This window comes from Mucilaginibacter sp. GW821-FHT07H05 (assembly GCF_059418485.1).
Genome location: NZ_JBWKPY010000008.1, coordinates 185682 through 210774, shown reverse-complemented (window position 1 = coordinate 210774; position 25093 = coordinate 185682). Strand labels below are relative to the sequence as shown.

Annotated in this window: 24 protein-coding genes; 15 read left to right on the top strand and 9 right to left on the bottom strand. The window is 44.1% G+C overall.

The genetic code is table 11. From position 1 onward, the window contains the following. Positions 1-2 precede the first annotated feature (2 nt). From AC07M6_RS21125 to AC07M6_RS21115, 3 genes are all read right to left on the bottom strand, one after another. The gene (locus AC07M6_RS21125; RefSeq protein ID WP_494893183.1) at positions 3-1844 is read right to left on the bottom strand and encodes a CocE/NonD family hydrolase; all 1842 of its coding nucleotides are present in this window, start codon (positions 1842-1844) and stop codon (positions 3-5) included. A gap of 192 nt (positions 1845-2036) precedes the next feature. Next, on the bottom strand, positions 2037-2408 hold the full coding sequence (locus AC07M6_RS21120; protein ID WP_494892902.1) for a VOC family protein: 372 nt from the start codon (positions 2406-2408) through the stop codon (positions 2037-2039). Positions 2409-2415: 7 nt separating this feature from the next. Beyond that, positions 2416-3048, bottom strand: a complete 633-nt coding sequence (locus AC07M6_RS21115) for a DUF2185 domain-containing protein (RefSeq protein ID WP_494892900.1) — start codon at positions 3046-3048, stop codon at positions 2416-2418. A gap of 140 nt (positions 3049-3188) precedes the next feature. On the opposite strand from AC07M6_RS21115, the gene AC07M6_RS21110 reads away from it, so the two are divergent. Next, positions 3189-4211 carry an LLM class flavin-dependent oxidoreductase gene (locus AC07M6_RS21110; protein ID WP_494892898.1) on the top strand — a complete coding sequence of 341 codons (1023 nt, stop codon included), beginning with the start codon at positions 3189-3191 and terminating at the stop codon, positions 4209-4211. A gap of 194 nt (positions 4212-4405) precedes the next feature. Then, positions 4406-6271, top strand: coding sequence for a M1 family metallopeptidase (locus AC07M6_RS21105; RefSeq protein ID WP_494892896.1), 1866 nt, complete (start codon positions 4406-4408; stop codon positions 6269-6271). A gap of 222 nt (positions 6272-6493) precedes the next feature. On the opposite strand, the gene AC07M6_RS21100 is transcribed toward AC07M6_RS21105, so the two are convergent. Beyond that, the gene (locus AC07M6_RS21100; RefSeq protein ID WP_494892894.1) at positions 6494-7105 is read right to left on the bottom strand and encodes a pyridoxamine 5'-phosphate oxidase family protein; all 612 of its coding nucleotides are present in this window, start codon (positions 7103-7105) and stop codon (positions 6494-6496) included. Between the two features lie 153 nt (positions 7106-7258). Between AC07M6_RS21100 and ku the strand changes: the two genes are divergently transcribed. The 3 genes from ku (at position 7259) to AC07M6_RS21085 (ending at position 9875) form a co-directional block, all read left to right on the top strand. Continuing rightward, complete coding sequence (gene ku, locus AC07M6_RS21095) at positions 7259-8029, top strand: non-homologous end joining protein Ku (RefSeq protein ID WP_494892892.1); 771 nt, start codon at positions 7259-7261, stop codon at positions 8027-8029. A 129-nt stretch (positions 8030-8158) separates the two neighbouring features. Continuing rightward, on the top strand, positions 8159-9184 hold the full coding sequence (locus AC07M6_RS21090; protein ID WP_494892890.1) for a WD40/YVTN/BNR-like repeat-containing protein: 1026 nt from the start codon (positions 8159-8161) through the stop codon (positions 9182-9184). 145 nt (positions 9185-9329) lie between these two features. Then, entirely contained in the window at positions 9330-9875 is a 546-nt protein-coding gene (locus AC07M6_RS21085) for a YciE/YciF ferroxidase family protein (protein ID WP_494892888.1), read from the top strand. 75 nt (positions 9876-9950) lie between these two features. On the opposite strand, the gene AC07M6_RS21080 is transcribed toward AC07M6_RS21085, so the two are convergent. The 4 genes from AC07M6_RS21080 to uvrB form a co-directional block, all read right to left on the bottom strand. Next, the gene (locus AC07M6_RS21080; RefSeq protein ID WP_494892886.1) at positions 9951-12422 is read right to left on the bottom strand and encodes a hypothetical protein; all 2472 of its coding nucleotides are present in this window, start codon (positions 12420-12422) and stop codon (positions 9951-9953) included. A 225-nt stretch (positions 12423-12647) separates the two neighbouring features. Beyond that, positions 12648-12938 (bottom strand): hypothetical protein, encoded by a 291-nt coding sequence (locus tag AC07M6_RS21075; RefSeq protein ID WP_494892884.1) that lies wholly within the window; start codon positions 12936-12938, stop codon positions 12648-12650. A 9-nt stretch (positions 12939-12947) separates the two neighbouring features. Then, positions 12948-13208: a DUF4834 family protein gene (locus AC07M6_RS21070; protein ID WP_494892882.1), complete on the bottom strand. Its 261-nt coding sequence runs from the start codon at positions 13206-13208 to the stop codon at positions 12948-12950. 166 nt (positions 13209-13374) lie between these two features. Continuing rightward, positions 13375-15405, bottom strand: a complete 2031-nt coding sequence (gene uvrB / locus AC07M6_RS21065; RefSeq protein ID WP_494892880.1) for an excinuclease ABC subunit UvrB — start codon at positions 15403-15405, stop codon at positions 13375-13377. Between the two features lie 229 nt (positions 15406-15634). Here uvrB and upp point away from each other — a divergent pair, with 229 nt between their 5' ends. From upp to AC07M6_RS21020, 9 genes are all read left to right on the top strand, one after another. Next, positions 15635-16279 carry a uracil phosphoribosyltransferase gene (upp, locus tag AC07M6_RS21060; protein WP_494892878.1) on the top strand — a complete coding sequence of 215 codons (645 nt, stop codon included), beginning with the start codon at positions 15635-15637 and terminating at the stop codon, positions 16277-16279. A gap of 166 nt (positions 16280-16445) precedes the next feature. Further along, entirely contained in the window at positions 16446-17141 is a 696-nt protein-coding gene (locus AC07M6_RS21055) for a YjjG family noncanonical pyrimidine nucleotidase (protein WP_494892876.1), read from the top strand. Next, the gene (locus AC07M6_RS21050) at positions 17138-17668 is read left to right on the top strand and encodes a DinB family protein (protein ID WP_494892874.1); all 531 of its coding nucleotides are present in this window, start codon (positions 17138-17140) and stop codon (positions 17666-17668) included. Before AC07M6_RS21055 ends, AC07M6_RS21050 begins: the two co-directional genes overlap by 4 nt. Positions 17669-17921: 253 nt before the next feature. After that, a complete protein-coding gene (locus AC07M6_RS21045; protein ID WP_494892872.1) occupies positions 17922-18773 on the top strand; it encodes a UDP-2,3-diacylglucosamine diphosphatase in 852 nt (283 codons plus the stop codon). Between the two features lie 190 nt (positions 18774-18963). Next, the gene (locus AC07M6_RS21040; RefSeq protein ID WP_494892870.1) at positions 18964-19947 is read left to right on the top strand and encodes a glycosyltransferase family protein; all 984 of its coding nucleotides are present in this window, start codon (positions 18964-18966) and stop codon (positions 19945-19947) included. A 134-nt stretch (positions 19948-20081) separates the two neighbouring features. Beyond that, complete coding sequence (locus tag AC07M6_RS21035) at positions 20082-20879, top strand: hypothetical protein (protein ID WP_494892868.1); 798 nt, start codon at positions 20082-20084, stop codon at positions 20877-20879. A 143-nt stretch (positions 20880-21022) separates the two neighbouring features. Continuing rightward, positions 21023-22324 (top strand): aminotransferase class V-fold PLP-dependent enzyme, encoded by a 1302-nt coding sequence (locus tag AC07M6_RS21030; protein WP_494892866.1) that lies wholly within the window; start codon positions 21023-21025, stop codon positions 22322-22324. Between the two features lie 3 nt (positions 22325-22327). Continuing rightward, positions 22328-22762 (top strand): hypothetical protein, encoded by a 435-nt coding sequence (locus tag AC07M6_RS21025; protein ID WP_494892865.1) that lies wholly within the window; start codon positions 22328-22330, stop codon positions 22760-22762. Between the two features lie 475 nt (positions 22763-23237). Further along, positions 23238-23447: a hypothetical protein gene (locus AC07M6_RS21020; protein WP_494892864.1), complete on the top strand. Its 210-nt coding sequence runs from the start codon at positions 23238-23240 to the stop codon at positions 23445-23447. Here the strand turns inward: AC07M6_RS21020 and AC07M6_RS21015 are convergent. Beyond that, entirely contained in the window at positions 23439-24119 is a 681-nt protein-coding gene (locus AC07M6_RS21015; RefSeq protein WP_494892863.1) for a hypothetical protein, read from the bottom strand. The two genes, AC07M6_RS21020 and AC07M6_RS21015, sit on opposite strands and share 9 nt — an antisense overlap. Before the next feature lie 558 nt (positions 24120-24677). Between AC07M6_RS21015 and AC07M6_RS21010 the strand changes: the two genes are divergently transcribed. Beyond that, entirely contained in the window at positions 24678-24902 is a 225-nt protein-coding gene (locus tag AC07M6_RS21010) for a hypothetical protein (protein ID WP_494892861.1), read from the top strand. The last annotated feature ends 191 nt before the right edge of the window (positions 24903-25093 follow it).

Genomic DNA, 25093 nt, shown 5'->3' with positions numbered 1-25093 from the left:
GCTTAATTCTCCAGCACCGTAATCTTCAAACTCGACGGCGCGGCTTTATCATGGAATATACGCATGGTTGCCGGTTTAAAATCGGCATCGGTAGCTTTATTAATATCCATAAACTGGTTAGGGTTACGGTCGGCCAGCGGGAACCAGGAGTTTTGCACCTGGATCATAATACGGTGGCCTTTTTTAAAGGTATGGCCAACATCAGGCAAATCGTACTTTACCTCGGTTATCCGGCCGGGCTCAAATGGCTCCGGTTTTTCGTACGAGTTGCGGAACTTACCCCTGAAGATCTCGCCGCGCACTAACATCTGGTAACCCGACATGATAATGCCTTTAGGGTTCGGCGACGGATTTGGCGCATCGTCCGGGAAAACATCGATCAGCTTCACCACAAAATCGGCATCGGTACCGCTGGTTGATGCAAACAGATCGGCCATCAGCGGGCCGGTTAGGGTGATGTCATCCGTCAGTACATCTGTCTGGTAAGTTTTCACATCCGGCCTGCGCGAAGCAAAGCGCTGATCGTCTATCATGTACTCGCGGGTGCGGCGGGCTTGTATGCCATCCTGATAAGGCACGGGTGCGGCAGGGTCGCTCACATATTGGTCAAAGCTATCGGCATAGGTTGGTTTGGTAAAGCTTAGCTTGCCATTTTGTTGCAGGTACAGGGTTTTTTCGGTCGTGTTTTTGGGCGGCCAGGTTTCAAATTTATGCCATTGGTTACTGCCGGTAACAAAAATATAAGCCTCGGGCAAATCCAGGGTGCCTTTACCTTTCAGGTAATAGTTAAAGAAAGGCAGTTCAATGTTCTCCCGGTAATATACACTTGTTTTTTGTCCAAAATCCTGATCGCCAAATAAGTCCCCGTCACCACGTTCCCAACCACCGTGAAACCATGGCCCTAATACCAGCGTATTTTTAACCGATTGCGGGTTTTGTTTTTCTATAGCCTTGTAAACTTCCTGCGCGCCATAAGCATCTTCGGCATCAAAAAATCCGCCTACGGTCATTACCGCAGGTTTAATATTGGTTAAGTGCGGCAAAATATTCATGGCTTTCCAAAACGAATCGTAGTTGGGATGGTCCATCATATCGTTCCAAAACTTTACCGAATCGCCAAGGAAATTCTTTTTCAGGTTTGGCAGTGCGCCCTGCTCCAGGTAAAATTTATAATTATCCTTTACATTAACCCTTATTTGGTTCTTAATATCGGCTGGGAGTATCGGCTTAGGGCGCGGTACACCAAAGCCGGTTAAAAATGCAAAAGCATCCATTTCAAAAAATACGCCTTTGTGATGAAAATCATCGCCCTTAAACCACTCGGTAACCGGGGCCTGCGGCGATACGGCTTTTAGCGCCGGATGCGCGTTAGGCAACGACGCTGTAGAGTAAAAGCCAGGGTAGGAGATACCTAAAATGCCTACTTTGCCATTATTATTGGGCAGGTTTTTAACCAGCCAATCAATGGTATCGTAAGTATCGGTGCTTTCATCAATATCTTTCGGGCCATGTTTTTCGCCAAGTTGAGGCCGTACATTTACAAAATCGCCTTCGCTCATATACCGGCCGCGAACATCCTGGTACACAAAAATATAACCTTCCCTGGCAAACAACATATTTTGGCCAAGCGTGCCCTTCATGTCGGTACCATAAGGCGAAACCGTGTACGGCGTACGGGTCATTACAATACCATATTTCTGCGTTTGATCTTTAGGCAGGTAAATGGAGGTGAACAGGCGTTTACCATCGCGCATGGTAATGTACTTTTCCATTTTGGTGTAATGGTCCCTGATGTATTGCGCATCAAGCGATGCCTGCGAAAGTGTGTTAGTGCCCTGGGCCATCGCCGCGCCGCAGCAAAGCAACACGATCAGTAAAAGGTTGGTGATTTTTTTTATCATGACAATCAGTTAATTTTTTCGGTATGACGAAGTTAAGATATTGAAAATAATTTGTTGTAACAATATTGCGGGGTAGCACAACTGCTTGTATAATGCGCGTGAGCAAAATGGTTGCAAAAAATCTCTATCAGATTATTAATCACAAACCATAATTACGTGACCGTCGCAATCGCTGATCAAAAACTCGCGGCCGTAGCTGCGCTGCATAATTTCTTGTTTGATATCGGCACCTGCCGACTTTACCTCATTGTAAAACAATTCGATTTCGGGCACCCAGATCACAAAGTCGGTTACCTCGCTGCCGGCTACCAGATTGGTATGCAATTGGTGGGCAGGGGCTTTTCCAAAATGAACCTGGAAACCGTCGCGCTCCACCATAGCATACACCGGCGGATCAAGGAAGTAGCTGATGAGTTTAAAGCCTAATACGTGGATGTAGTAGTCGGCTGTTTTAACTACATCGGGTACACGGAGTTGCGGGGCAATGCCTATGAGTTGGGGTTTCATTTGCCTGCTATAAAAGTTGATGAAAAGTATTCGTATCGCCGTCCCGTTCAAATTCAGAACCTACCGGCGCATCTAATAAATGAATAAAGCTATCATCCAAATTTAAAACCTTACCTATGGCTATATATTGTAGGTTATCACTATTATCTACATATTCCTGAGATTCGCAACCACTTAAAAAAGTCCATCCGGTTTCTTTTTCGTTTTCTGGTTCTTCCTTATAAAAATAGCCAACTGGGTAATCTTCATTTAATATATGATTAGACACAAAGCATCTCTTGAAATATGGCTCTAAATCATCATCATTCTCGTCTACAATATCCAATTCATCAATAGTATCGTATTGAATAATATGTTCTTTACTAAAGGGTATTGTATCACCTGCTGTTAGGTCTTTAATGTGATAAGGGTCATTGTCTAATTTTCCTGAAAATAATCCCCCATTTATACTTTCAATAATCACCCACATGCGTTCGGCTATGGGTAAAGTAGGATCGTCGGATTTAAACCCAAAGATCAATTTCACAATATCTCCAACCTTTAATTTTTCAATAATTGTATCAGATGGTTTGTAGAATGTATAAGGTGATTCTTTTTGAATTGCAGTAGCGTCTTCCAGCCACCAACTTTTTTCTATCATAGTAAAATCTAATATTTAAAATTAGTGAAATTTTACTTCGAATACGGCACACGTTTAATCAATATATCACCCCACTGCCATAATCCACCTCCTGACAATCCATCCACAACCCCTTACCTACATTTGTATTTCATATATTAATGATGAGTACAAAAAATATCCGCCTCAGCGTGCTCGACCAATCGCCGGTACGCAAAGGGGCTACCGCTATACAGGCCGTTCAGGAAACTATTGAACTGGCCAAACTGACCGAAAAATTGGGCTATACCCGCTATTGGGTGGCCGAACACCATAACACCGGCATCCTGGCCGGGTCGTCGCCCGATGTATTACTGGCGCATTTGGCCGCGCATACCAAAACTATCCGGTTGGGTTCGGGCGGGATTATGCTGCCTAACCACAGCGCATTGAAGGTAGCCGAAAGCTTCCGCATGCTGGAAGCTTTGGCGCCGGGCCGGATAGACCTGGGCATGGGCCGCGCGCCGGGTACCGACCGCATTACGGCCAGTGTACTCAACCCGTCTAACCAGTTCCGCGAGCAGGACTTTGTGGAGCAACTGATGGACCTGCAAAATTACCTGCATGATACGGCCGATCCCGGTACCATACAGCGCAGCATCCGTGCTATTCCGCAGGTTGATACCGTACCCGCTCAATGGCTGCTGAGCAGCAGCGGACAAAGTGGTTTGTTTGCCGCCCATTTTGGCATGGGTTTCTCGTTCGCGCATTTTATTAACCCGGTGGGTGGCCCGCAGGCGGTTAAAGTGTACCGCGACAGGTTTCAGCCCTCGCAGGACCTGGCCCGGCCCGAAGCTAATATGGCCATCTTTGTTTTCTGTTCCGACGATCCCGAAAAGGTAGCCCGGCATAAGGCGGTGATGGATGCCCGTTTCCTGCAATTTGAAAAAGGGGTGATCACACCGCTATCCTACAATGATGTGAAGGATGTGGTTTATACCGATGCCGAGCAGGACCGGATGCGCTATAATCGCCAGCGTGTGGTAGCGGGCAGTCCCGAGATGGTAAAAACACGCCTATTGCAATTAGCCGAAAGTTATGATGTGGATGAACTGATGGCCGTGACCATTACCGAAGATTTTGAAGACAGGCTGCGAAGTTACGAGTTGCTGGCCGGGTTGTTTGAGTTGAGCCCGATTGCTTAGAAAAAGCAAGGGATGTGCGATTCCCTCCCACGGGGAGGGTGCAGGGAGGGGTTTCTTGACAATGTGCAGAAACCCCTCCCTCCCACTACACTATCAGCCGCACCCCTCCCAGTGGGAGGGAACTGAAAATCTGCTTATCGGTTTAGGCTATTCTTTCTTATATTAGCCTGATATTATCTTCAAAAACAGTTCGTATGTTAAAATCAATACTCCTATCCTCGTTTTTGTGTGTTGCGCTTTTAGGGGCAAACGCGCAAACCTTAACCATGCCGGCCCATATCGAAAGCGCCTATACTAAGGGCACCCGCACCGAAAGCGGCAAGCCCGGCAAAAACTTTTGGCAAAACCATGGCCGGTATAATATATCGATCAGCATGTCGCCGCCAAATAAACTGATTAACGGTGTAGAGCAGATCACCTATTTTAATAACAGTCCCGATACGCTGAAAAGCCTGAACATGAAACTGATCATGAACATGCACCGCACTGGCGGCCGGGGAGGTGCTGCAAACCCTGAAGCCGGGATCCAGGTAGATAAGATACTGGTTAACGGCACAAAAGCCGACTGGGACAATAACGCGGCTAACACCACCAACTACATGTTCCCCTTAAGTAAAGCCTTAATGCCACACGACTCGGTAAAAATGGACATCACCTGGCATTATCAATTATCAAATGGCCGCGGCCGCGAAGGCTTTATTGATTCAACTACCTATTATCTGGCTTACTTTTACCCACGCGTATCGGTATATGATGATTATAAAGGATGGGATACACAACCGCATACCGGCGGACTGGAGTTTTATAACGACTTTAACGATTATACCCTTAACGTAACCGTACCTAAAAACTATCTTGTATGGGCCACCGGCGATCTGCAAAACCCAACTCAGGTTTTACAGCCTGAATATGCCAAACGTTTAGCTACATCAATGACCAGCGATTCTACCATCCACGTGGCAACCGCGCAGGATGTAGCTGGTAAACAGGTGACCGCTCAAAACGCGGCCAACACCTGGACATTTACCTGCAAAAATATTACCGATGTAGCCCTGGCTGTAAGTAATACTTACGTTTGGGATGCAGGAAGTGTATTGGTTGATGATGCCAAAAACCGCCGTGCAAGTGTGCAGGCAGCCTTCCCCGATGCCTCTGATGATTTTCACCATTCGGTGCAATTTAGCCGTTATGCTTTGGGCTGGTTCTCGCGTAACTGGCCGGGTGTGCCGTATCCATTTTCAAAAAGCACCGCTGTACAAGGCTTTGCCGATATGGAATACCCCATGATGGTAAACGATAGCCACGAAAAAGATCTTGGCTTTGCCCAATTGGTGCAGGACCACGAGCAGGCGCATACCTATTTCCCTTTTTATATGGGCATTAACGAAAGCTATTACGCCTTTATGGACGAAGGCTGGGCCACCACGCTGGAATACCTGATAGGTATTGAAGAGAAAGGCAAACAAGCGGCAGATAATTTTTACAAACAATTCCGTGTGGTAGGCTGGGCTACCCGTCCGCATACACAGGAAATGCCTATCATTACCCCATCGCCCGATACGAAATTTGGCGCGGGCAATAACTTTTACGGTAAACCATCTTTAAGTTACCTGGCTTTAAAAGATCTGCTGGGCGATAAGCTGTTTAAAAAAGCGCTGCACACCTATATGGATAACTGGAATGGTAAGCACCCCATTCCATGGGATTATTTTAATTCGATGAAAACCGGATCGGGGAAAAAACTGGACTGGTTCTTTTACAACTGGTTCTTCACGCCATCATATATAGACCTGGCTTTAACAGGTGCCGATAAATCGGGCAGCGGTTATACCCTGGCTATTAAAAACATTGGCGGCTTTGCCGCCCCGTTTGATGTAAATGTTAATTATACCGACGGTACTACCGAGTCTTTCCATCAAACCCCTGCAGTTTGGGAAAAGGATCAGAAAGATATTTCAGTAAAGATTAAAACTACTAAAGAGGTTAAAGATATCACCCTTGAGGGCGGCATATTTATGGATGCCGATATGAAGAATAATACCTGGGTAGCTGGTAAGTAAGGCAGCCCATATTATCTTGTCATTCTGAGCGATAGCGAAGAACCTACAGTAATGCTTTGCATGGGTAGGCTCTTCGCTATTTTTTTAACCCTATGTTATTTCGATAGAGCAAGAATGGGTCTGAGCGGAAGGGCGAAAGAGAAATCTTATACGTGCAACTCATCACGCGTATAAGATTTCGCCCGGGAGAGGATAATGTTTTGCTGAAGATTATCTTAGGTATTAAATTTTTAAGCGCGCCTTTAATTCGGCGTTTTCTTTTTGCAGTTTTTTGATGTACTCATGTTGCTGCTCAAACCCCTGTTGCATTTCTTCAAGGGTATACCGCGGAGTAATATGTTGCGGGCAATTCCAGTCGTAGCCACTAACCTTTAAAATAATTATTCTTTCAGGCTTAAATGAATACTCGCCCAGGTTAAGCTGTTCATATAGTTCAGGGTTTTCATCAATAGATAGGATGGTAGCTTTAGCAAATATTTTTAACCGCTCCCTGGTTGCCTGGTTCAGCAAAAACAACGAAACCTGGTTATGCGTAGCCAAATTACCTGCGGATATATATTGCCTGTTGCCGCCAAAATCAATAAAACCAAGTGTTTCGTGGTCAAGCACTTTTAAAAAACCTTTCGGTCCCCCGCGAAATTGGATATATGGATAACCGCTTTCGCTAATAGTAGCCATGTAAAAATTATCCTGCTGACCAATAAAATCTATCTCAGCTTCTGTAAAGCCATCCGTATAATGCTGTGCCTCCCTGCGTAAGTAACCGGCGCGGCTGCCATATTTTTCCTGTAGATCCTTTACCGCATTGGTAAAGGCAATTGCTGAGTAATTCATTTTTTAGGTTGTTAAATGGGCTTGTGCAAGTCAGTTTATTAAAAATAAGTAATTCTGATAATTAAACCTATTGCTTGTGCTTTTGTGAGATTTAGATGAACTCCAAACTCTTTAACCGTTTCGTTGGTTATACCAAATCAACATCAGCGCGTTATGAGATCGATATGGAAAGGTTCTATTGGGTTTGGGTTAGTTAGCATCCCCGTTAAATTATATTCGGCAGTACAAAAAAGCTCGCTCGATCTGGATATGCTGGATGGTCGCGATCATTCCCGTATCCGTTTTCAACGGGTGAATGAAAATACCCATAAGGAGGTACCTTACGATAAAATTGTGAAGGGCTATAAGCTGGACGACGATTACATAGTGCTGGAGGAACAGGACTTTGAAGACGCCGCGCCCGAGAAAAGCAAGACCATCGAAATAGAAAGTTTTGTTGATATAGACGAGGTGAACCCCATGTTTTATGAAACCTCCTATTATGCCGAACCGGATACCAAAAACAATAAAGCCTATTCGCTGCTGATACAGGCCATGAAAGAATCGAAAAAGGCCGGGCTGGCCCGCTTTGTATTGCGCAATAACGAAAACCTGTGTATTGTACACCCGGTTGATGATGTGATGGTGGTAACCCGCATCCGCTTTGGGCAGGAGATCCGCAGCGCCGAAGACCTGAACGTGGCCAAAAATGTAAAGGTCAGTAAAAAAGAACTGGAGGTGGGTTTGGCCCTGATCAATCAATATGCCGAGAAATTTGACGTATCGAAATTTAAAGATGATTACCACAATGAACTGCTCAAGATCATCCATGCCAAAGCAAAAGGTAAACGGCCAACTATTAAAAAACTAAAGCCACGTAAAACTAAAAGCGATGATCTGTACGATCAATTGATGCAAAGTTTAAGTAGTAAAAAAGGGGCCTGATATATGTGCTTATATTATAAAGTCATATACCATGTTTTATCCCTTTGCATTGTAGCATAATCCACAATCAGTGCGTATAGGTAGTTAAAAAGTATCACCCCATTATTTACACCACCTACTTAAATTGTTATGCACAAATTTTATAAAACAGCGTGTATTATTATCGTGCTTTTCCTGATCGTACCAGGATGTAAAAAAGACAAAACCCCCGATTCCGTTTCTACACCGCTTAATGTACAAACCAGGGTAATTACAACCGGCATTACCGAAACCCTGAATGCCGTACATTTCCTGAACGAACAGGTGGGCTATGTTGGCGGCGTAAACGGTGGGATATATAAAACCACAAATGCAGGCCAAAATTGGGTTAGCCAAAATACAGGGGTTAATACGGCTGTAAGGGCCATTTTTTTTACAGATGCGCTTACCGGTTTTGCCACTGGGGGCGAAAGCGTTTGCGCTGGTAGCGGTTGCGTAGTGCCGGGTGGATATATCCTGCGTACTACCGATGGCGGGCAAACATGGGTTAAGCTTAACGTAATTGACCCAACGCTGATCAGTGCCATTTACTTTACAAGCCCAACCGTGGGATTTTGCATCAGTTATAATACCATTTATAAAACTACCAACGCCGGTTTAAGTTGGTCGCCTACCGCTTTTGCAAACCTTGGTAGTATTATGAGCGATATAAAGTTTACCGATTCCCAACATGGCTACGTTACCTGCCTCCACAATAAAATTTTACAAACTACCGATGGCGGCGCTAACTGGCAGGTCGCTACCACAACAGCCACAAGCGGATATGCAGCTATAGCTACAGGCAATGGGTACACCTATATTTCGGGGCAGCAAAAGGTAATCAAATCTACCGACAACGGGGTTACCTGGCAGCAATTGTCAAACTCATTTGCCAATATCTTCTACTTGCAGTTTATTGATGCCCAACAAGGTGTAGGGTTTGGTTTAGGCTCTTATTCAGGTGGTGATTTTGGCCATTACTATCCGGGTATATATACTACTGTGGATGGCGGCAGCACCTGGACGGCTAAAACAGATATTACAGAATTTGAAACGTTAAGAGGCATCAGCTTTCCGCTGAAAAACCTTGGATACGGTATTGATAACAATAGGCTAATTAGAATAAGCCTTAATTAACGGGTTGCTTTTTAAATATAATAGCTAATTGAAAAAATCGAAAACAGCTACTGGAAGAAATTTATTTAAGTTTTAAGAAATAATTAAAAACTAAAGTTGTGTTTGGTGGTTATTATCATACATCAAAACTTAAATATAACAAACCATGAGAACATCAAGATCAACACAACCCGAATCAACAACCAAGGTAACAGAATCGGCCCTGAACGAATTATTTATCGACGAATTAAAGGATATTTATTGGGCCGAAAAACACTTAGCCAAGGCATTGGTAAAAATGGCTAAAGCCGCCACATCTGATGAGTTAAGAGAAGCGATTGAAACTCATCAGGGCGAAACCGAAAACCACATTACCCGCCTGGAAAATGTGTTTGACTCGATAGGTGAAAAAGCAGTAGCCAAAAAATGCCCGGCTATGGAAGGCCTGATAGAGGAAGGCCAGGAAATTATAAAAGACACTGAAGATGGCAGCATGACCCGTGATGCCGGCCTGATATCAGCCGCGCAAAAGGTGGAGCATTATGAAATTGCATCGTACGGTACTTTAAAAACCTTAGCTGTTACATTAGGTTATACCGAAGCGGCCGAAATATTGGATGCTACCCTGCAGGAAGAGAAAAAAACAGATAGTCTGCTAACCCAGATTGCTGAAGGCTCGATTAACCAGGGCGCCAGCACCGAAAAGGAATAACCCCAAAAATCAAAAACGAAGAAAGCCGCTTAATTTAAGCGGCTTTCTTCGTTTTTATCTGTGGATCTAATCAGCTTATTTCTTCCTCTTAACGCCGCTATAGGCAGCGCCACCTAAAGCTAATACTAACAGGATGGATCCTGCCAGGGATACCTTTTCGCCGGCATAGTAGGAGGTAGGATGAAAAATAAACTCAATTTTATGATTACCTACAGGTATCTGCGCGGCGCGCAACACGTAATCTGCACGGAAGTAGGGTTTTTCTACGCCGTCTATCAGCATTTTCCAGCCTTTTTCGTAATATATTTCAGAGAATACAGCCACTTGTGAAGCCGTTGAACCGCTTTGATACTCCAAATGATCGGGCGCGTAACTGGTTAAAGTGATCGTCGCCGCGGGGTCGGTACCTAATGTTTTTTCATCAATGCTGCCTTTATAACGTTGATCAACCATCGCCTCATCTTTTGGCGAAAAGGCGCTGATGGCCTGCATTTCCTGGTCGGCGTTTTCGGCAAAGCTTACCTTTTTTACAAACCAGGCATGGCCGCAAGCGGTGGAACTAACATGCATGCTGGCAGTACCGGTTTTAGGGTCGGTAGTAATAATATACTTGGTGTTCAGCATATCCAGCACATCCTGGTTAACACCGCTGGTAAACTGGTTATCTATCAGTTCGTCATAACGTTTTAAGCGCGCTGCTGAATAACCGCCTATGGATTTATGGAAGAACGGATTAAACATATCGTATTTTAAATTAGCCGATGCGTCAAATACACGGAAATCCGGGTCGGTATCTCTTTGGATAAACTGGTCAACTTCACGTGGTTTTATTAAGGCTTCGGCATCTGCTTTTTCCTGGAAACTGGTCTCCTTTAAATAACGTTTATCTATCTGCCACATATCTATCAGCACCAATGCCAGCAGGGCAACAGATACCATGGTTAAATTGATCTTTTGTTTGATGAATGCCCAGATCAAAACAAACGTGATCAGGATAAATACCAGGGTACGGATAGCGTCCGCGCGTTCCAGGGCAATCCTGTCGCGGGTTAAAGCGTTGGCTATGGTGGTGGCAAAAGCAGTATCGTTATTTAACGCGCGGGCCAGGTTAGCAACTGCCGCCGGCTGATCGGACGAGCGGAAATCCAGAATGGCATCGGGCATAGCGATCATGATCAGCGTTAAACCGCCGGTGATATAAAGCGCGATCTTTAATTTTTTAAAGATGGCGGTTTTATCAGTTGTAGTAATGATCTCCTGAACGGCTAAACAGGCCAGGATAGGGAAACATAAGCTGGCTACCGCCAAAATAGATTCAACGGCGCGGAACTTATTATACAGCGGGAAATAGTTAAAGAACAAGTCGGATACATAAGGGAAATTGCGACCGAAAGACAGCAGCATAGTTAATACAACCGTGCCAAGTATCCACCACTTTAACCTGTTTTTCACTACAATTAAACCAAATACAAACAGGAAGCAGATAACCGCGCCAAAATACCATGGGCCGGCCGTGCCTGGTTTGTTGCCCCAGTATAGGGACAGACCCTGCAGGTTGGAGATCTGCTGGGTGGCGCCTAAAGCCTGGTCTTCAGGGATGCCTTTAGCTACAAAGGTTTTAACAGTTTCTGACGATTGATCAAGCGTTTCGGTACCCGAACCACCGCCGTAAGCGTTAGGGATAAGGAAAGTAAGGCACTCGCCCACACCCTGGCTCCAATCATAAGCATAAGCTTTATCCAGGCCGTCTTTAGGCGCTTTGGTGTGTTTGGTTAAGTTTGATTTACCACGATAGCTATCCTTACTATATTCGTAAGTGCTCCATAAGCTCGATGCGTTAACTAATAAGGCCAGCACTAATGCACCCGCCAGGTATGCCATCGATTTTAAAAAAGCCGCAGTGGTTTTAGTTTTAATGGCATGATAAAGCTCAATACCTAATAAAATGGCCAATCCCAGCATCAGGTAATAGGTCATCTGGATGTGGTTAGCCCTGATCTCCATGGCCAGGAAAAGCGCGGTTAACGCACCGCCTGTAAAGTAATTGCCACGCAAGGTTAGTATAATCCCTGCCAGTATAGGCGCAAAAAACGCGATAGCGAAAGCCTGGTTTGAGTGCCCCGCCACCAGCAAAATAATGTTGTAGGATGAGAAGGTAAAGGCTATGGCACCTGCTGCCGCAAGCCATGGGTTAAGCTTTAAAACGCAGAACAGTAAATAGGCTCCCAGCATTAAAAGCAATACAGTATCAACCGGATTGGGGAATGTGGCCTTTAGGCCGCCAACCACCCAGGTAGTAATATTGTTGGGATACGGCGCCCATATCTGGAAAGCGGGCATACCGCCAAATATCTGGTTGGTCCACAAAATAGTGGTGCCTTTGGCTTTGTAGTCGTTTATTTCTTTTTGGGTGGATTGCGCTCCTACAACATCGCTTTGTCCAAGCGTTTTTCCATTAAAGGCAGGTGTAAAATAAAAAAAGCAGATTCCTAAAAAAATCCCGATGATGGCCAGGTGGACACCATTTTGCTTGAACCAGTTATTCATTTGAGTTTTTGAATGATAATATAATCCTCAAAAATAGAAATTTGAGCGAGAATAGGAATTATAATAGTTAACGCGGTAGGGAAATGCTTAAAAAAGGCTCAAGCAGCACGACAGATAGCGGGTAGGGTGTCATGGTGAGCTTGTCGAACCATGGTGGGCAGGCCTACGCACGACCCTTCGACAGGCTCAGGGTGACATCCTCTGTCTAAACTTTCCGGATTTTTATTAGCAAGGCTGCGCCTTCAGTCTGAACAGGACAAACATGAGTATTAAACCCGCCAGACTGGCTACATAACCAATGATGTTATTTTTAGCGTACTCGTCGCGGTTACGGCGGATGGTGTAATAATTATAAAAAGCAAGACCGGCCACAATTACCCAAAAAAACCAGTTGATTTTGGTACACATGGCAAATACTTCAATCGCTACCGCCATTACCACATAATTAACTATAATTAGTATAATGGATTCGGGCGTACCGTAATGCCTGCGTTTATAAAGTTCTTCGGGTAACATGGTTGTAGGTTATTTAATTTCCTCGTAATCTACAAAATCGCCTTCAGAATCGGGGACCGAGTTCTTTTTATTTTGCGGGATATGGTCAATTTTAATCGACCCCTCGGCGGGCTTACGCTGTTGTTGCTGCTGGTAATTTTGCTGATGGCCCTGTTGCTGCGCGGCTTTATTAATTACGCTTTGTAGTATGGATGGTAAAAACCAGCGTACCAGGCTGCGTATAATGTAAAGTATACAAATGGATATGATCAGAAAGCGGATAAGTATCATCTGATTTTAGTTTTGTGTGCAAATATAAGTTATTAACGAATTAAACGTGCAAATGTGATATTTAAGGATGTGCAAATGTGTTCTTGATGTGCGAATGTGCAAATATGCATATGTGCGTATGAAAGAATCATCTGCACATCCTCGTATCTGCATATTTGCACATTAATTAAAATTTTTCCAGCATCATTTTTTCCAGCGCGAACATTTCATCGCGCAGTTTGGCGGCTAATAAAAAGTCCATATCCTTGGCCGCGGCCATCATTTCTTTTTTGGTATTATCGATAGATTTTTGCAGGTCCTTTTTGCTCATGTACTGAACGATCGGGTCGGCGGCCAGGGCGTTGATTACCGAATCGGCCTCCACATACGCTTTTTGTACCCCGCCTATAAAGTCCATCACCGATGTTTGCTCGATGATAGCCTCGCGCGATTTGCCTACCGTCATTGGGGTTATGCCGTGTTCGGTATTATAAGCTATTTGCAGATCGCGCCGGCGATTAGTTTCGTCCATGGTAATGCGCATCGAGTCGGTTATCTTATCAGCGTACATAATTACCCGACCACGGTCGTTACGGGCAGCGCGACCAATGGTCTGGATCAGCGATTTCTCCGACCGCAGGAAGCCTTCTTTATCGGCATCCAAAATCGCGACCAGCGATACTTCGGGTAAATCCAAACCTTCGCGTAGTAAGTTGATCCCTATCAATACATCAAACTCGCCTAAACGCAGGCCACGCAAAATCTCTACACGCTGCAAGGTTTTCACCTCCGAGTGGATATAGCGACATTTGATACCCAGGCGGTCCATGTATTTAGCCAGTTCTTCGGCCATGCGTTTGGTGAGGGTGGTTACCAGCACACGGTCGCCCATTTTAATGGTTTTATCAACCTCGTCTAACAGATCATCTACCTGGTTAATCACCGGGCGCACATCAATTACAGGGTCTAATAATCCCGTCGGGCGGATCACCTGCTCAACCACCACACCGCCCGATTTTTCCAGTTCGAAATCTCCGGGGGTAGCGCTCACATACAGCGTTTGCGGGGCCAGCCGCTCAAACTCCTGGAAGTTAAGCGGACGGTTATCCAGCGCGGCAGGCAGGCGGAAGCCATAATCAACCAAAGCGATCTTACGCGACCGGTCACCGCCGTACATGGCGCGGATCTGTCCCACGGTTACGTGGCTTTCGTCAATCACCATCAGGTAATCTTCGGGGAAATAATCTAATAAGCAGAAAGGCCTTGCACCCGGCTCGCGACCATCAAAAAAGCGGGAGTAATTCTCGATGCCCGAGCAATACCCTAACTCTCGGATCATCTCCAGATCGTAATTGGTTCGTTCTTCCAATCGCTTGGCTTCCAGGAAACGGCCGTCGGCAATAAATTGCTTTTTGCGCATCTCCAGTTCTTCCTGTATGGCCCAGATAGATTGCGTAAAACGCTCGCGCGGGGCAACGTACAGGTTAGCGGGATAAACCACCATGTGTGTCATCTTTTCGATGGTTTTACCGTTGGCCGGGTCAAAGGTGCTCAGTTCTTCAATATCATCGCCAAAAAAGGAAACGCGGTAAGCATAATCCATATAGGCCGGGAAGATCTCTACGTTATCACCCTTTACCCTGAAAGTACCTCGTTTAAAATCGGCGGTGGTGCGGGCGTATAATATCTCTACCATACGGTGCAAAAAGGCGTTGCGGCTAATGCGCGTGCCTACCGCAAATTTAAATACCGAGTTGGCAAAATCCTCGGGGTTACCCATACCATAAATGCACGAAATGGACGATACCACGATCACATCCCTGCGCCCCGACATTAATGCCGAAGTGGTGCGCAAACGCAGCTTCTCTATCTCCTGGTTTATTTGCAGGTCTTTTTCAATATAAGTATTGCTGCTGGGGATAAAAGCTTCGGGCTGATAATAATCATAGTACGATACAAAGTAATTCACCGCGTTGTCGGGGAAAAACTGTTTCATTTCGCCATATAGCTGGGCGGCCAGGGTTTTATTGTGACTTAATATCAGCGTTGGCTTTTGCGTTTGCTGTATCACGTTGGCCACCGTAAAGGTTTTACCCGATCCGGTAACGCCCAAAAGGGTTTGAAACGGGTCGCCATTATTAACGCCTTCCACCAGTTGGCGGATAGCTTCGGGCTGATCGCCGGTGGGTTTATATATCGAGGTGAGCTTAAAATCCATGTATTAAACAAAAATACGGTTTAGTGATTAGAGATTAGTTAATTAGTGATTAGTTTTACATTGCTGTTAAACACCATTTCGTATCACCTTACAAATAAAGCGATAGCTAACGACAACCCTATGTCAGTAGTATTGTCTTTATTTTGTATTGAACATTAAATTGCAGATAATGTTATATGGGCACACCAATCACTAATTAACTAATCTCTAATCACTGATAAACAAACAAATGCTTTTCATCCTAAATAAAACCAATACCATAGCCAACAAATTTTTGGCCGAGCTGCGCGATGTAAACATCCAGCAGGACCGCCTGCGCTTTAAGCGCAACCAGGAACGGTTAGGCGAGATCCTGGCTTACGAGATCAGCAAAAAGCTAAAATATGCCGAAGTTGAAGTGCAAACCCCGCTGGGTATTGCCAATGTAAACGTCCCGGCCGAGCAACCGGTTATCGGTACCATTCTGCGTGCCGGGCTGCCCTTTCAGCAAGGCTTTCTGAATTTTTTCGATCAATCGCCGGGGGCGTTTATCACGGCTTACCGTAAGGTGAAAAAGAGCGGCGATTTTGTGATCCAGATAGACCATATCAGCACCCCAAATTTAGATGACAGTACCCTGATATTAGCCGATACCATGCTGGCCACAGGGCAAAGTATTGTACAGGTATGCAAAGAACTATTGGCCACTTACGATATTAAAAACCTGCACATAGCCGCCGTTATTGCCAGCACCGAAGGGATTGACCACGTGCGTGCCAACCTGCCCAAAGCCCACCTGTGGGTTTGCGCGGTTGATGAAGAAATGACATCCAAGGCCTACATTGTCCCCGGTTTGGGCGATGCGGGAGATCTGGCGTTTGGGGAGAAGGTGTAGGAAAATGCGGAAGTCGGAATGTCAATTGCGAAATTGTTTTCGCAATTTTGTCTTGAAATAACCACCCTGTCATTGCGAGGTACGAAGCAATCGCGAACGATGCAAAACCGCTCTTTGGGTGTGCGATTGCTTCGTACCTCGCAATGACAGGGTTTTGATACCCGAAATGAAAAAATACACCCACATCTTCTTCGACCTTGACCATACCATTTGGGATTTTGATAAAAACGCCGAGGAAACCCTGCATGAGCTTTTTGTGATCCACCGGCTCAATGATATCGGCCTAACCTCAGCCGATATATTTATCGAAACCTATACCGCCAATAACCACAAGCTTTGGCGCGAATATCATTTGGGCAATATCACTAAAGAAACCTTGCGCGAGGCACGCTTTAAACAAACTTTTCTTGATTTGGGCGTACATCCTGATGTAATGCCGCATGGCTTTGAGGATGCCTATGTGCAGCTTTGCCCCACTAAAACCAACCTGTTCCCCCACGCGCACGAAACACTGGAATATCTGCAGGCTAAATATACCCTGCACTTAATTTCGAACGGGTTTAAGGAATCGCAGTCGGTAAAGATCAATAACACGGGTATCGGCAAATACTTTCAGCATGTGGTGGTATCCGAAATGGTGGGGGCCAATAAGCCTGATCAGGCCATTTTTCAGTACGCGCTTAACCTGGCCGGGGCCACCAAAGCCGAAAGCCTGATGATAGGCGACAGCCTGGAAGCCGACGTAATGGGCGCCCTTAACTTTGGCATAGATGCCATTTATTTTAACCCGATGGGGTTAGAAAAACCCGATGAAGTGCCTTTGCAAATAACTCATTTAAAGGAGTTAACTTTGATATTATGAAGATAGCCGCCGAGCGTAAAAAGACCGAAGCTGTTTTAGATACCTATCGTGCCTGGATAGATAAGGTGGGCGATGAACGGTTTACGGAAACCCCGCCAGGCGGCGGCTGGTCATACGCCGAGGTGTATTCGCATATTATGCAGGCTACCCTGGCATCAACTATCGCGTTAGAGCGGTGCACGCAAAGTAATTGCAAGCCTACTACCGATAAAGCTAACTGGTTAGGTAAACTGGTGTTGTTCTTCGGGATGTTTCCACCGGGAGCGCGGCTTAAAGAACCTAACAAAATGACCGAAAAAATGCCGGCGCTTAAGATCAGTAAGGAAGAAGCCCGCAATATGATCATTAAATGCCGCCAGCGGCTGGATGATATGATACCGTTAATGCGCGGCGCCGAAAACAACGGACGTATTAAGCACCCGCGCCTGGGGATGCTGAATGCCGGGCAATGGCTTAAGTTTATCCGCATCCATTTGCAACATCATTTAAAACAATTACAGCGGATCGAAAATAAATTTTCGCATTAGTGTTACTTTTAACATTTAACACAGTCTTAACACTATAATAATTTAAGAATAAGAACTTTGTTAAAATTTGTTAGATATGCATTTTGATTATCTGCTTGTTGTAGGATTGCTGTTGTTTGTACTCCTGTTTTACGCCAGCCCATATGAGTTTAAAACCAATGAGGACGACGAAGACGAATAGTCGGCAGCAAATACCCCATATTTATTTATACCGGTTTTTTAAGCCGGGCGGACAAACACCCCCTCAATTTTAATGGCGAAGCGCGAAGTAGATATCGTCATCCTATCCGATGTGCACCTGGGCACTTACGGCTGCCACGCTAAAGAGCTGCTGAAATACCTGAAAAGCATTAAGCCCAAAATACTCGTCCTTAACGGGGATATTATTGATATCTGGCAGTTCAGCAAATCGTACTGGCCCGAGGCGCACATGAAAGTAATGCGCCGCATTATGAAGTTTATTACCGAAGGCACCCCTGTATATTACCTAACCGGCAATCACGATGAAATGCTGCGCAAGTTTGCCGATTTTAACCTGGGCACCTTCCAGTTACTGAATAAGCTGGTGCTGAATGTGGATGGCAAAAAAGCCTGGATCTTCCATGGGGATGTGTTCGATGTAACCATGCAGCACTCCAAATGGCTGGCCAAAATGGGGGCCGTAGGCTATGATACCCTGATCCTGATCAATAGCCTGACCAACTGGCTGCTGACTAAAATAGGCAGGCCTAAAATGAGTTTCTCGCAAAAGGTAAAGGCTAAATTTAAGGACGCCGTAAAATTTATCAACGCTTTTGAACAAACCGCCGCCGACCTGGCCGTAAATAAAGGTTACGATTATGTGATCTGCGGGCATATCCATCACGCCGAGATCCGTACCATACAGTCGACAGAAGATTCCGGATCCGTACTTTACCTTAACTCGGGCGATTGGGTGGAAAGCCTGAGCGCATTGGAATATCATAACAAGGAATGGAAGATCTTCAATTATCGCCCCGAAGATTTTAACACCGAACCCGACGAGGACGATAAAACCGACACCGAAGACCTGGAAGCCAAACTGGATGTAAATATCCTGCTGGAGCGCTTCAGGCAGGAGGTGTAGATAGGAACAGTGTGGGCAATTTAACCACAAAGCCCACAAAGAATATAAACACTAAGTTCACAAAGGCATTACTTAAATCATTTACCTGTTTTTCTTTGTGACCTTTGCGAAAAAACTTTGTGCCCTTTGTGGTTAAATCATCATCAAACCCAAACAAATTCTTTCCTATATTGCCCCACTATATCAACCAATGAAAATTCTATTCGGCATACAGGGTACAGGAAACGGGCATATCAGCCGCGCGCGCGAAATTGTGCCGCTGCTACAGCAGTATGGCGATGTTGACCTGCTGGTAAGCGGTACCGAGGCAGAAGTATCCTTATCGCAACCGCTTAAATATAAATTTCATGGCTTTAGCTTTGTGTTTGGTACTACCGGCGGGGTTGATAACTGGGCCACCTTTAAGCTGATGAATCTACCACGCCTGTTTAAAGATATGTACCAGTTGCCGCTAAAACAATACGATCTCATCGTCAACGATTTTGAACCGGTGAGCGCCTGGGCCTGCAAGCTAAGGGGGATCCCATCGGTATCTTTAAGCCATCAATGCTCGTTTGTATCGCCAAATACGCCCCGCGTGGGTAAATCAGGCTTCGCGGAGTTTATTTTTAAGCATTATTCGCCCACTACCTATCATATCGGTTTTCATTTCGACCGCTATGCTGATTTTATCCATACCCCGGTTATCCGCAGCGAGATCCGAGCTATGCAAACCAGCGATAAAGGCCACTACACGGTTTACCTGCCCGCTTATGATGATAAGTTTTTAGCCCATCACCTTAAAAAAACGGATGTAGAGTGGCATGTGTTCAGCAAGCGGCAGAAAACCGCTTACCGCGATGGCAATGTGCATATTATGCCCGTAAATAACGAAAGCTTTAATAACAGCCTGGCCAGTTGCAGCGGCCTGCTTACCGGCGGCGGCTTTGAAGGCCCGGCCGAAGCGCTTTACCTGGGTAAAAAAGTAATGATGATACCCATGAAGGGCCAGTACGAGCAACAATGCAATGCCCTGGCAGCTTCAAAGCTGGGCGTGCCGGTTGTGCATGAAATTAACGATCATTTTGGCCTTGCATTAAACAACTGGCTCGCTGCCGATAACAACATCAAAGTAAACTTTCCCGATGAAACCGCCCGGATTGTAGCGGGAATGGTAGAACAATACGCACGGTAACTATACCTGTTGCTCCCCAGCCCTATACCCCATAAAATTGTTACAGTAATAAACTACGAAAAGTTCGTAGTTTATTACGAATGTTTCGTAGTTTAGCTTCGTGCTATTTTATTAACCATTAAAATCAATTTATCATGAAGATTAATTATTTAAAACCATACCTGTTTACCGCCCTGCTGCTGGGCATTACATTAAATGTTACCGCGCAAAAACTGCCATCCGAACAAAAGGGAGCGATATATGCGCCGGCTAATGTGAAAACAGATGGCAAACCTACCGAATGGGCTGGTAAATTCCAGGCTTATAATTCGGCAACATTACTCACCTACGTAATGGCCAACGATGAGGAGAACCTTTACTTAACCATACAGGCTGATCCTACCCACGGCATTGGTAAAATATTTTACGGCGGGATTAGTCTGGTTATTAAAAGCCACAAGGATAAAAAAATAAAGCCTGTTAAAATGACCTACCCGCTGGTTACCCTAAACGAACGGACAGAAATTGTGCTTCCGCTGCGCGATAAAAATAATAATACCGATAGCGTAGTTGCTGTAGTTAACCAATGGCTGGGTAAATCGGCCAAGAAAATAGCGATAGAAGGCTTTACCGACATAACCGATCCGGATGTTTCGATCTACAACGAATTTGGACTAAAAGCCGCCGTATTAACCGATAATACGCGTACCATGACGTTTGAATACTGCCTGCCGCTAAAATATATTAAACATTTGCTGGATGAAAACTCAGCGTTTGATTACAGCATTATTGTGAACGGTGAAAAATTACCACAGGGGACTATTGTTGTAGGTGGCTCATCACTTAGTGGTGGCGGCGGCGGTGGCCTTACGAGTATCAGTGTTTCGCCTGTTGGAAGCGATATATTTAGTCCTACCGATCTGAAGGCTACCTATACTTTAGCTAAAAAGTAAGGGAGTATGGTTAAACGGGCACTGATAATTAAACGCGATGATATTTCGAACGAACCTGTGGAGTTGATGATTCCTGTATGACCATTTGTTGGCCTGACCGGCAGCACTTGTTTTATACCGGGCAATATCCTAAATTCGTTCACATGACCAACAACCGCCGCTCATTTATTAAACAGGCCGCCGTGCTTACGGGCGCTTTTTCGGCTACCAGCTTGTTTAACCAGGCCCACGCTGAAGCCTGGCGCAATGCCGAACAACGGATTGCCCACCTTACACCCGAACAGGTAGCGCAGGATGAAGACTTTTGGGGTGTGATCCAGCGGGCTTACAGCGTAAGCACTAATATCATGATCCTCAATAACGGCGGCGTATCGCCATCGCCCATTGTGGTGCAGGAGGCGGTAGAGCGGTATAATAAATTGGCTAACGAGGGCCCATCGTACTATATGTGGCGCATCCTTGATCAGGGCCGCGAACCCCTGCGCGAGAAACTGGCCCTGCTGGCCGGTGCATCGCCCGAAGAAATTGCCGTAAACCGTAACGCCACCGAGGCACTCAATACCATCATTTTCGGGTTGCCGCTGGTAAAGGGCGACGAGGTGATAGGCGCCCGGCAGGATTACCCGCACATGCGGCAGGCTTATTTGCAGCGCCAAATGCGCGAGGGGATTGTTTACAAGCAGATCAGTTTTGATTTCCCGATTGAGAATGATGAGCAAATAGTAAAAGCCTATGCCGATGCCATTACACCCAAGACTAAACTGATCCACGTAACCCATATTATTAACTGGGTAGGGCAAATTATGCCGGTGCGTAAGATCTGCGATATGGCCCATGCCAAAGGTATTGAGGTAATTGTAGATGGCGCGCACTCGTTCGGTCTGCTGGATTTTAAGATCCCCGACCTCAATTGCGATTACTTTGGCACCAGTTTGCATAAGTTCCTGTCGGCCCCAATTGGCAGCGGGATGATGTGGATCAAAAAAGAGAAGATCAGCAAGGTGTGGACTTTGTTGTGCGATGATAATCCGCTTAGCGGCGATATCCGCAAGTTCGAGAACATCGGTACCCGCAGCTTTCCGATAGAACAGGGGATAGGCGAAGCTGTTAATTTTCAGCTGGCTATTGGCAGCAAACGCAAGGAAGACCGGATCCGTTACCTCAAAAATTATTGGGCCAGCAGGGTTCAAAAAGTACCGCGTGTAAAGCTGCACACTTCGTTAAAGCCCGAGTATTCATGCGCTATTTGCGGCGTAAGTATTGATGGCATGAAACCCGGTGACCTGGATAGCGCGCTGTTTAGCAAGTATAAGATCCATACCACCACCATCGTATTAGAAAACATTAGCTGCGTGCGCATTACCCCGCACGTGTACACTACCATTGCCGATTTGGATAAGCTGGTAAAAGCGATAACGGAAATAGCAGGGAGTGTTAAAGGATAAACAATGAATAACAGATTATATCGACATCGCAGGAAGCTGGATTTAGCGGCCGTGCTATTATTGTGCTTTTCAATTGCTTTCACCATTGATGGGTTAAAACCTAAATGGTTATGGAGCAACTATTCGTTAGGGGTATTAACCTTAGTGATCCTTATTTTAGTATGCCTGTCTGCCAGCGTGAGGCTGAAAATGGCCAGGGTTGATGATTGGATAAAGGAAATTGAGCAAAGTAAATCGAAGAAACCGGCAAAATCCCGGTTCAATCTATTGTCTAACCGGCAAAAATTGATGTACGACCTTATCCTGCTTAAAGAATCGGGCGGTGAAATTATGAATGAACTATCTATTGATCTAAATACGCTCAAGACCGATCTAAAAGAGATCAAGAAGGCATTGCAGGCCGACACTAAAGATGCTGCTACAGAGCAAGTTGTTTGAGCATCTTCTATTACTTCGAATAATTTAATAAAATGCGCCGATTTACCATATTTCATTTAGAAATAAGAAAACTAAGTTGGCAAGATCTACTATACATTGTAGCATTTACCGGATTAGTGATTGCACAAAACATGGTTAAGGTTGAAAAAACGAGAGAGACTTTAACAATTATAATAGCTCTCCTAAATTTTAATTTTATCGGAACTACACATTTTGGTTTAAGGTTTAGAAGTATTTATTTTTCTATTGTATGGTTACTTTTGAGTTTAGCTTTATTAATTAACAATATAAACTTTTTATCAGTTTTTCCTTTATTGATGTTCTTCCTGTATCACATCATCAGGTTAGCATTTTGGTATATAAATGATAGGGAATTTAGGTAATTAATGACAATGCTGACCAAGAAGAGAATTAAGAGTTACGATAAAGTAAATTTGCAAAAACTTATTATTTGTTATTAGTTTTGTTATTTGATATGAATATGGACAATTTAGGTAAAGTGTTAAGCCAACTCGAATTACTTGCAGGTAATAATAATAAGGGTTCTGCCAGCTTCATCACATTGAAAAAAGAAACTAATCTAACCAACGAGGAATTAGACGAGACTTTGATTGAATTGGAAAAACAGGGTTATATCGTTGAATATCCTACAGGCGGGGACATATTTGCCTTTGAACTAAAGTGAAGATAATAACTTTGGTAATTTGGTAACAAATAGGTCTTTCAATAAAGGCTTTAATGCATCTAAAATTTGTTTGGCTGTTTCTTCCCCCAAATAATCTACTAAAACCCCCGTTAACCTTTGATACCATTTTTTCTTGCCAAATATAAAATCTGTTTCTAACGAAGTGATTTCGTGTTCAAATTCATCAAATCTGTCGTAAATGATTTCTTGACCCATCTTCAATTGTTCTAATGTATCAACTATTTGAGTTAGCTTAGTTTTGATATTAGCAATTTCTTCGATTGAGAAAGCATCTTTATTAAAATTATAACCAATACTTTTAGCTTGAATATAGAAGAATAGTTTAGCTGCATTTAACTGATTAAGTAAATCTTTATAGGTTGGCTCATTCATCTGCTTCTGTTCAAATTGACTTTTAAGTTCGTTTGTTTCATCCATTAAATGAGTTAATATAAATGATAAATAATTCAATCGTTGTGAATCATCGGGCAACTCAATAAAATAACTTTCAAGTCTCCATTTGAGTTTACGATAGTCATCTGAATTCTGGTTACCAAAGCATAATAATGCGTATGAATCTAAGTCGTCTTGGCAAACCTCTTGTGCTTTTCTTTCAGTTAATTCTGAGAAGTCAAAATCTGGTGCAGGTATATTTATAGTAATAGTTTCCATAATTATGATTTAAATGTTTTCGGTATTCTCCGATAAAGGTTAAGTGTTACGCGGATAATGAATTATACGAAACTTTTACCTGCAAATTAAATAATAACAATTTGGAAATTGTAGGCGGGGATGGTTTCTTTTCATTTACAAGCGGTAAACTCACATTGGTATTCCCTGACAAACATATTTTTTATCCGCTCTACATGGCAAGTAATTAGCATAAAAAAAGCCCCTTACTCTTCGTGAGGGGCAGTTAATTAATTTCCATAAAATTTAGTTTGAAAGAATACCAGCTTATTTCTTAGGAGATGGGTATCTTATCTTTTCAACTTCTGTTGTCCGAGGATGTTTAACTGTTTCCTTAATAGGGACAAATTGACCATTGCCTGAATCTCTACCGACTTTTCTAACTACACTCATTGGGCGTTTAATTACAATCAACAACATTGCTAATTGGTTGATGTAAATTTAGTACTAATAGTATTAGTTACTACAGAGAACTTATTAACAACGGGGTAAGTCATAAACATTTAGCTACTTATATTAGCAATTCCTGTATATTAGAGTATGGGATTATCATTATCATCAATTAAAACTCAGTTAGAAAGATTGAGTTGTCCAATGCATCACAAGCATTCAGTAATAGCCGTAAACGGCTCAAAACTTGATTTTAAATGCTGCTGTGAGGAATTTAGAGCAACACTTTTAAATAAAGCCAAAGTGGTCTTTGCAGAAGAAGCTAAGAAATCCATAACAGATTCTTTAAAAAAAGCATTTAAGGGATTTAAATAATTTAGCTTTTTACAGGTGTTTTATTCTTATCCTTGATACCATATAGCACCAGTGCTTGTTAGGTGCTTTGTTGCATTCTCTCAATTCTCTTCTTGGTCAGCGTTGTAATTAATTACCGGAATTTATTCCTCTTACTGCCGGTAAAGGCGTTCTTTATAGATACCGTAGTAAAATCGAAGACAGGGTTGGAG

Bases quoted from the DNA above. Each gene is read 5' to 3' on its own strand.
- AC07M6_RS21125 (WP_494893183.1), bottom strand. From the start codon at position 1,844: ATGGCCCAGGGCACTAACACACTTTCGCAGGCATCGCTTGATGCGCAA.
- AC07M6_RS21120 (WP_494892902.1), bottom strand. From the start codon at position 2,408: ATGAAACCCCAACTCATAGGCATTGCCCCGCAACTCCGTGTACCCGAT.
- AC07M6_RS21115 (WP_494892900.1), bottom strand. From the start codon at position 3,048: ATGATAGAAAAAAGTTGGTGGCTGGAAGACGCTACTGCAATTCAAAAA.
- AC07M6_RS21110 (WP_494892898.1), top strand. From the start codon at position 3,189: ATGATGAGTACAAAAAATATCCGCCTCAGCGTGCTCGACCAATCGCCG.
- AC07M6_RS21105 (WP_494892896.1), top strand. From the start codon at position 4,406: ATGTTAAAATCAATACTCCTATCCTCGTTTTTGTGTGTTGCGCTTTTA.
- AC07M6_RS21100 (WP_494892894.1), bottom strand. From the start codon at position 7,105: ATGAATTACTCAGCAATTGCCTTTACCAATGCGGTAAAGGATCTACAG.
- ku (WP_494892892.1), top strand. From the start codon at position 7,259: ATGAGATCGATATGGAAAGGTTCTATTGGGTTTGGGTTAGTTAGCATC.
- AC07M6_RS21090 (WP_494892890.1), top strand. From the start codon at position 8,159: ATGCACAAATTTTATAAAACAGCGTGTATTATTATCGTGCTTTTCCTG.
- AC07M6_RS21085 (WP_494892888.1), top strand. From the start codon at position 9,330: ATGAGAACATCAAGATCAACACAACCCGAATCAACAACCAAGGTAACA.
- AC07M6_RS21080 (WP_494892886.1), bottom strand. From the start codon at position 12,422: ATGAATAACTGGTTCAAGCAAAATGGTGTCCACCTGGCCATCATCGGG.
- AC07M6_RS21075 (WP_494892884.1), bottom strand. From the start codon at position 12,938: ATGTTACCCGAAGAACTTTATAAACGCAGGCATTACGGTACGCCCGAA.
- AC07M6_RS21070 (WP_494892882.1), bottom strand. From the start codon at position 13,208: ATGATACTTATCCGCTTTCTGATCATATCCATTTGTATACTTTACATT.
- uvrB (WP_494892880.1), bottom strand. From the start codon at position 15,405: ATGGATTTTAAGCTCACCTCGATATATAAACCCACCGGCGATCAGCCC.
- upp (WP_494892878.1), top strand. From the start codon at position 15,635: ATGCTTTTCATCCTAAATAAAACCAATACCATAGCCAACAAATTTTTG.
- AC07M6_RS21055 (WP_494892876.1), top strand. From the start codon at position 16,446: ATGAAAAAATACACCCACATCTTCTTCGACCTTGACCATACCATTTGG.
- AC07M6_RS21050 (WP_494892874.1), top strand. From the start codon at position 17,138: ATGAAGATAGCCGCCGAGCGTAAAAAGACCGAAGCTGTTTTAGATACC.
- AC07M6_RS21045 (WP_494892872.1), top strand. From the start codon at position 17,922: ATGGCGAAGCGCGAAGTAGATATCGTCATCCTATCCGATGTGCACCTG.
- AC07M6_RS21040 (WP_494892870.1), top strand. From the start codon at position 18,964: ATGAAAATTCTATTCGGCATACAGGGTACAGGAAACGGGCATATCAGC.
- AC07M6_RS21035 (WP_494892868.1), top strand. From the start codon at position 20,082: ATGAAGATTAATTATTTAAAACCATACCTGTTTACCGCCCTGCTGCTG.
- AC07M6_RS21030 (WP_494892866.1), top strand. From the start codon at position 21,023: ATGACCAACAACCGCCGCTCATTTATTAAACAGGCCGCCGTGCTTACG.
- AC07M6_RS21025 (WP_494892865.1), top strand. From the start codon at position 22,328: ATGAATAACAGATTATATCGACATCGCAGGAAGCTGGATTTAGCGGCC.
- AC07M6_RS21020 (WP_494892864.1), top strand. From the start codon at position 23,238: ATGAATATGGACAATTTAGGTAAAGTGTTAAGCCAACTCGAATTACTT.
- AC07M6_RS21015 (WP_494892863.1), bottom strand. From the start codon at position 24,119: ATGGAAACTATTACTATAAATATACCTGCACCAGATTTTGACTTCTCA.
- AC07M6_RS21010 (WP_494892861.1), top strand. From the start codon at position 24,678: ATGGGATTATCATTATCATCAATTAAAACTCAGTTAGAAAGATTGAGT.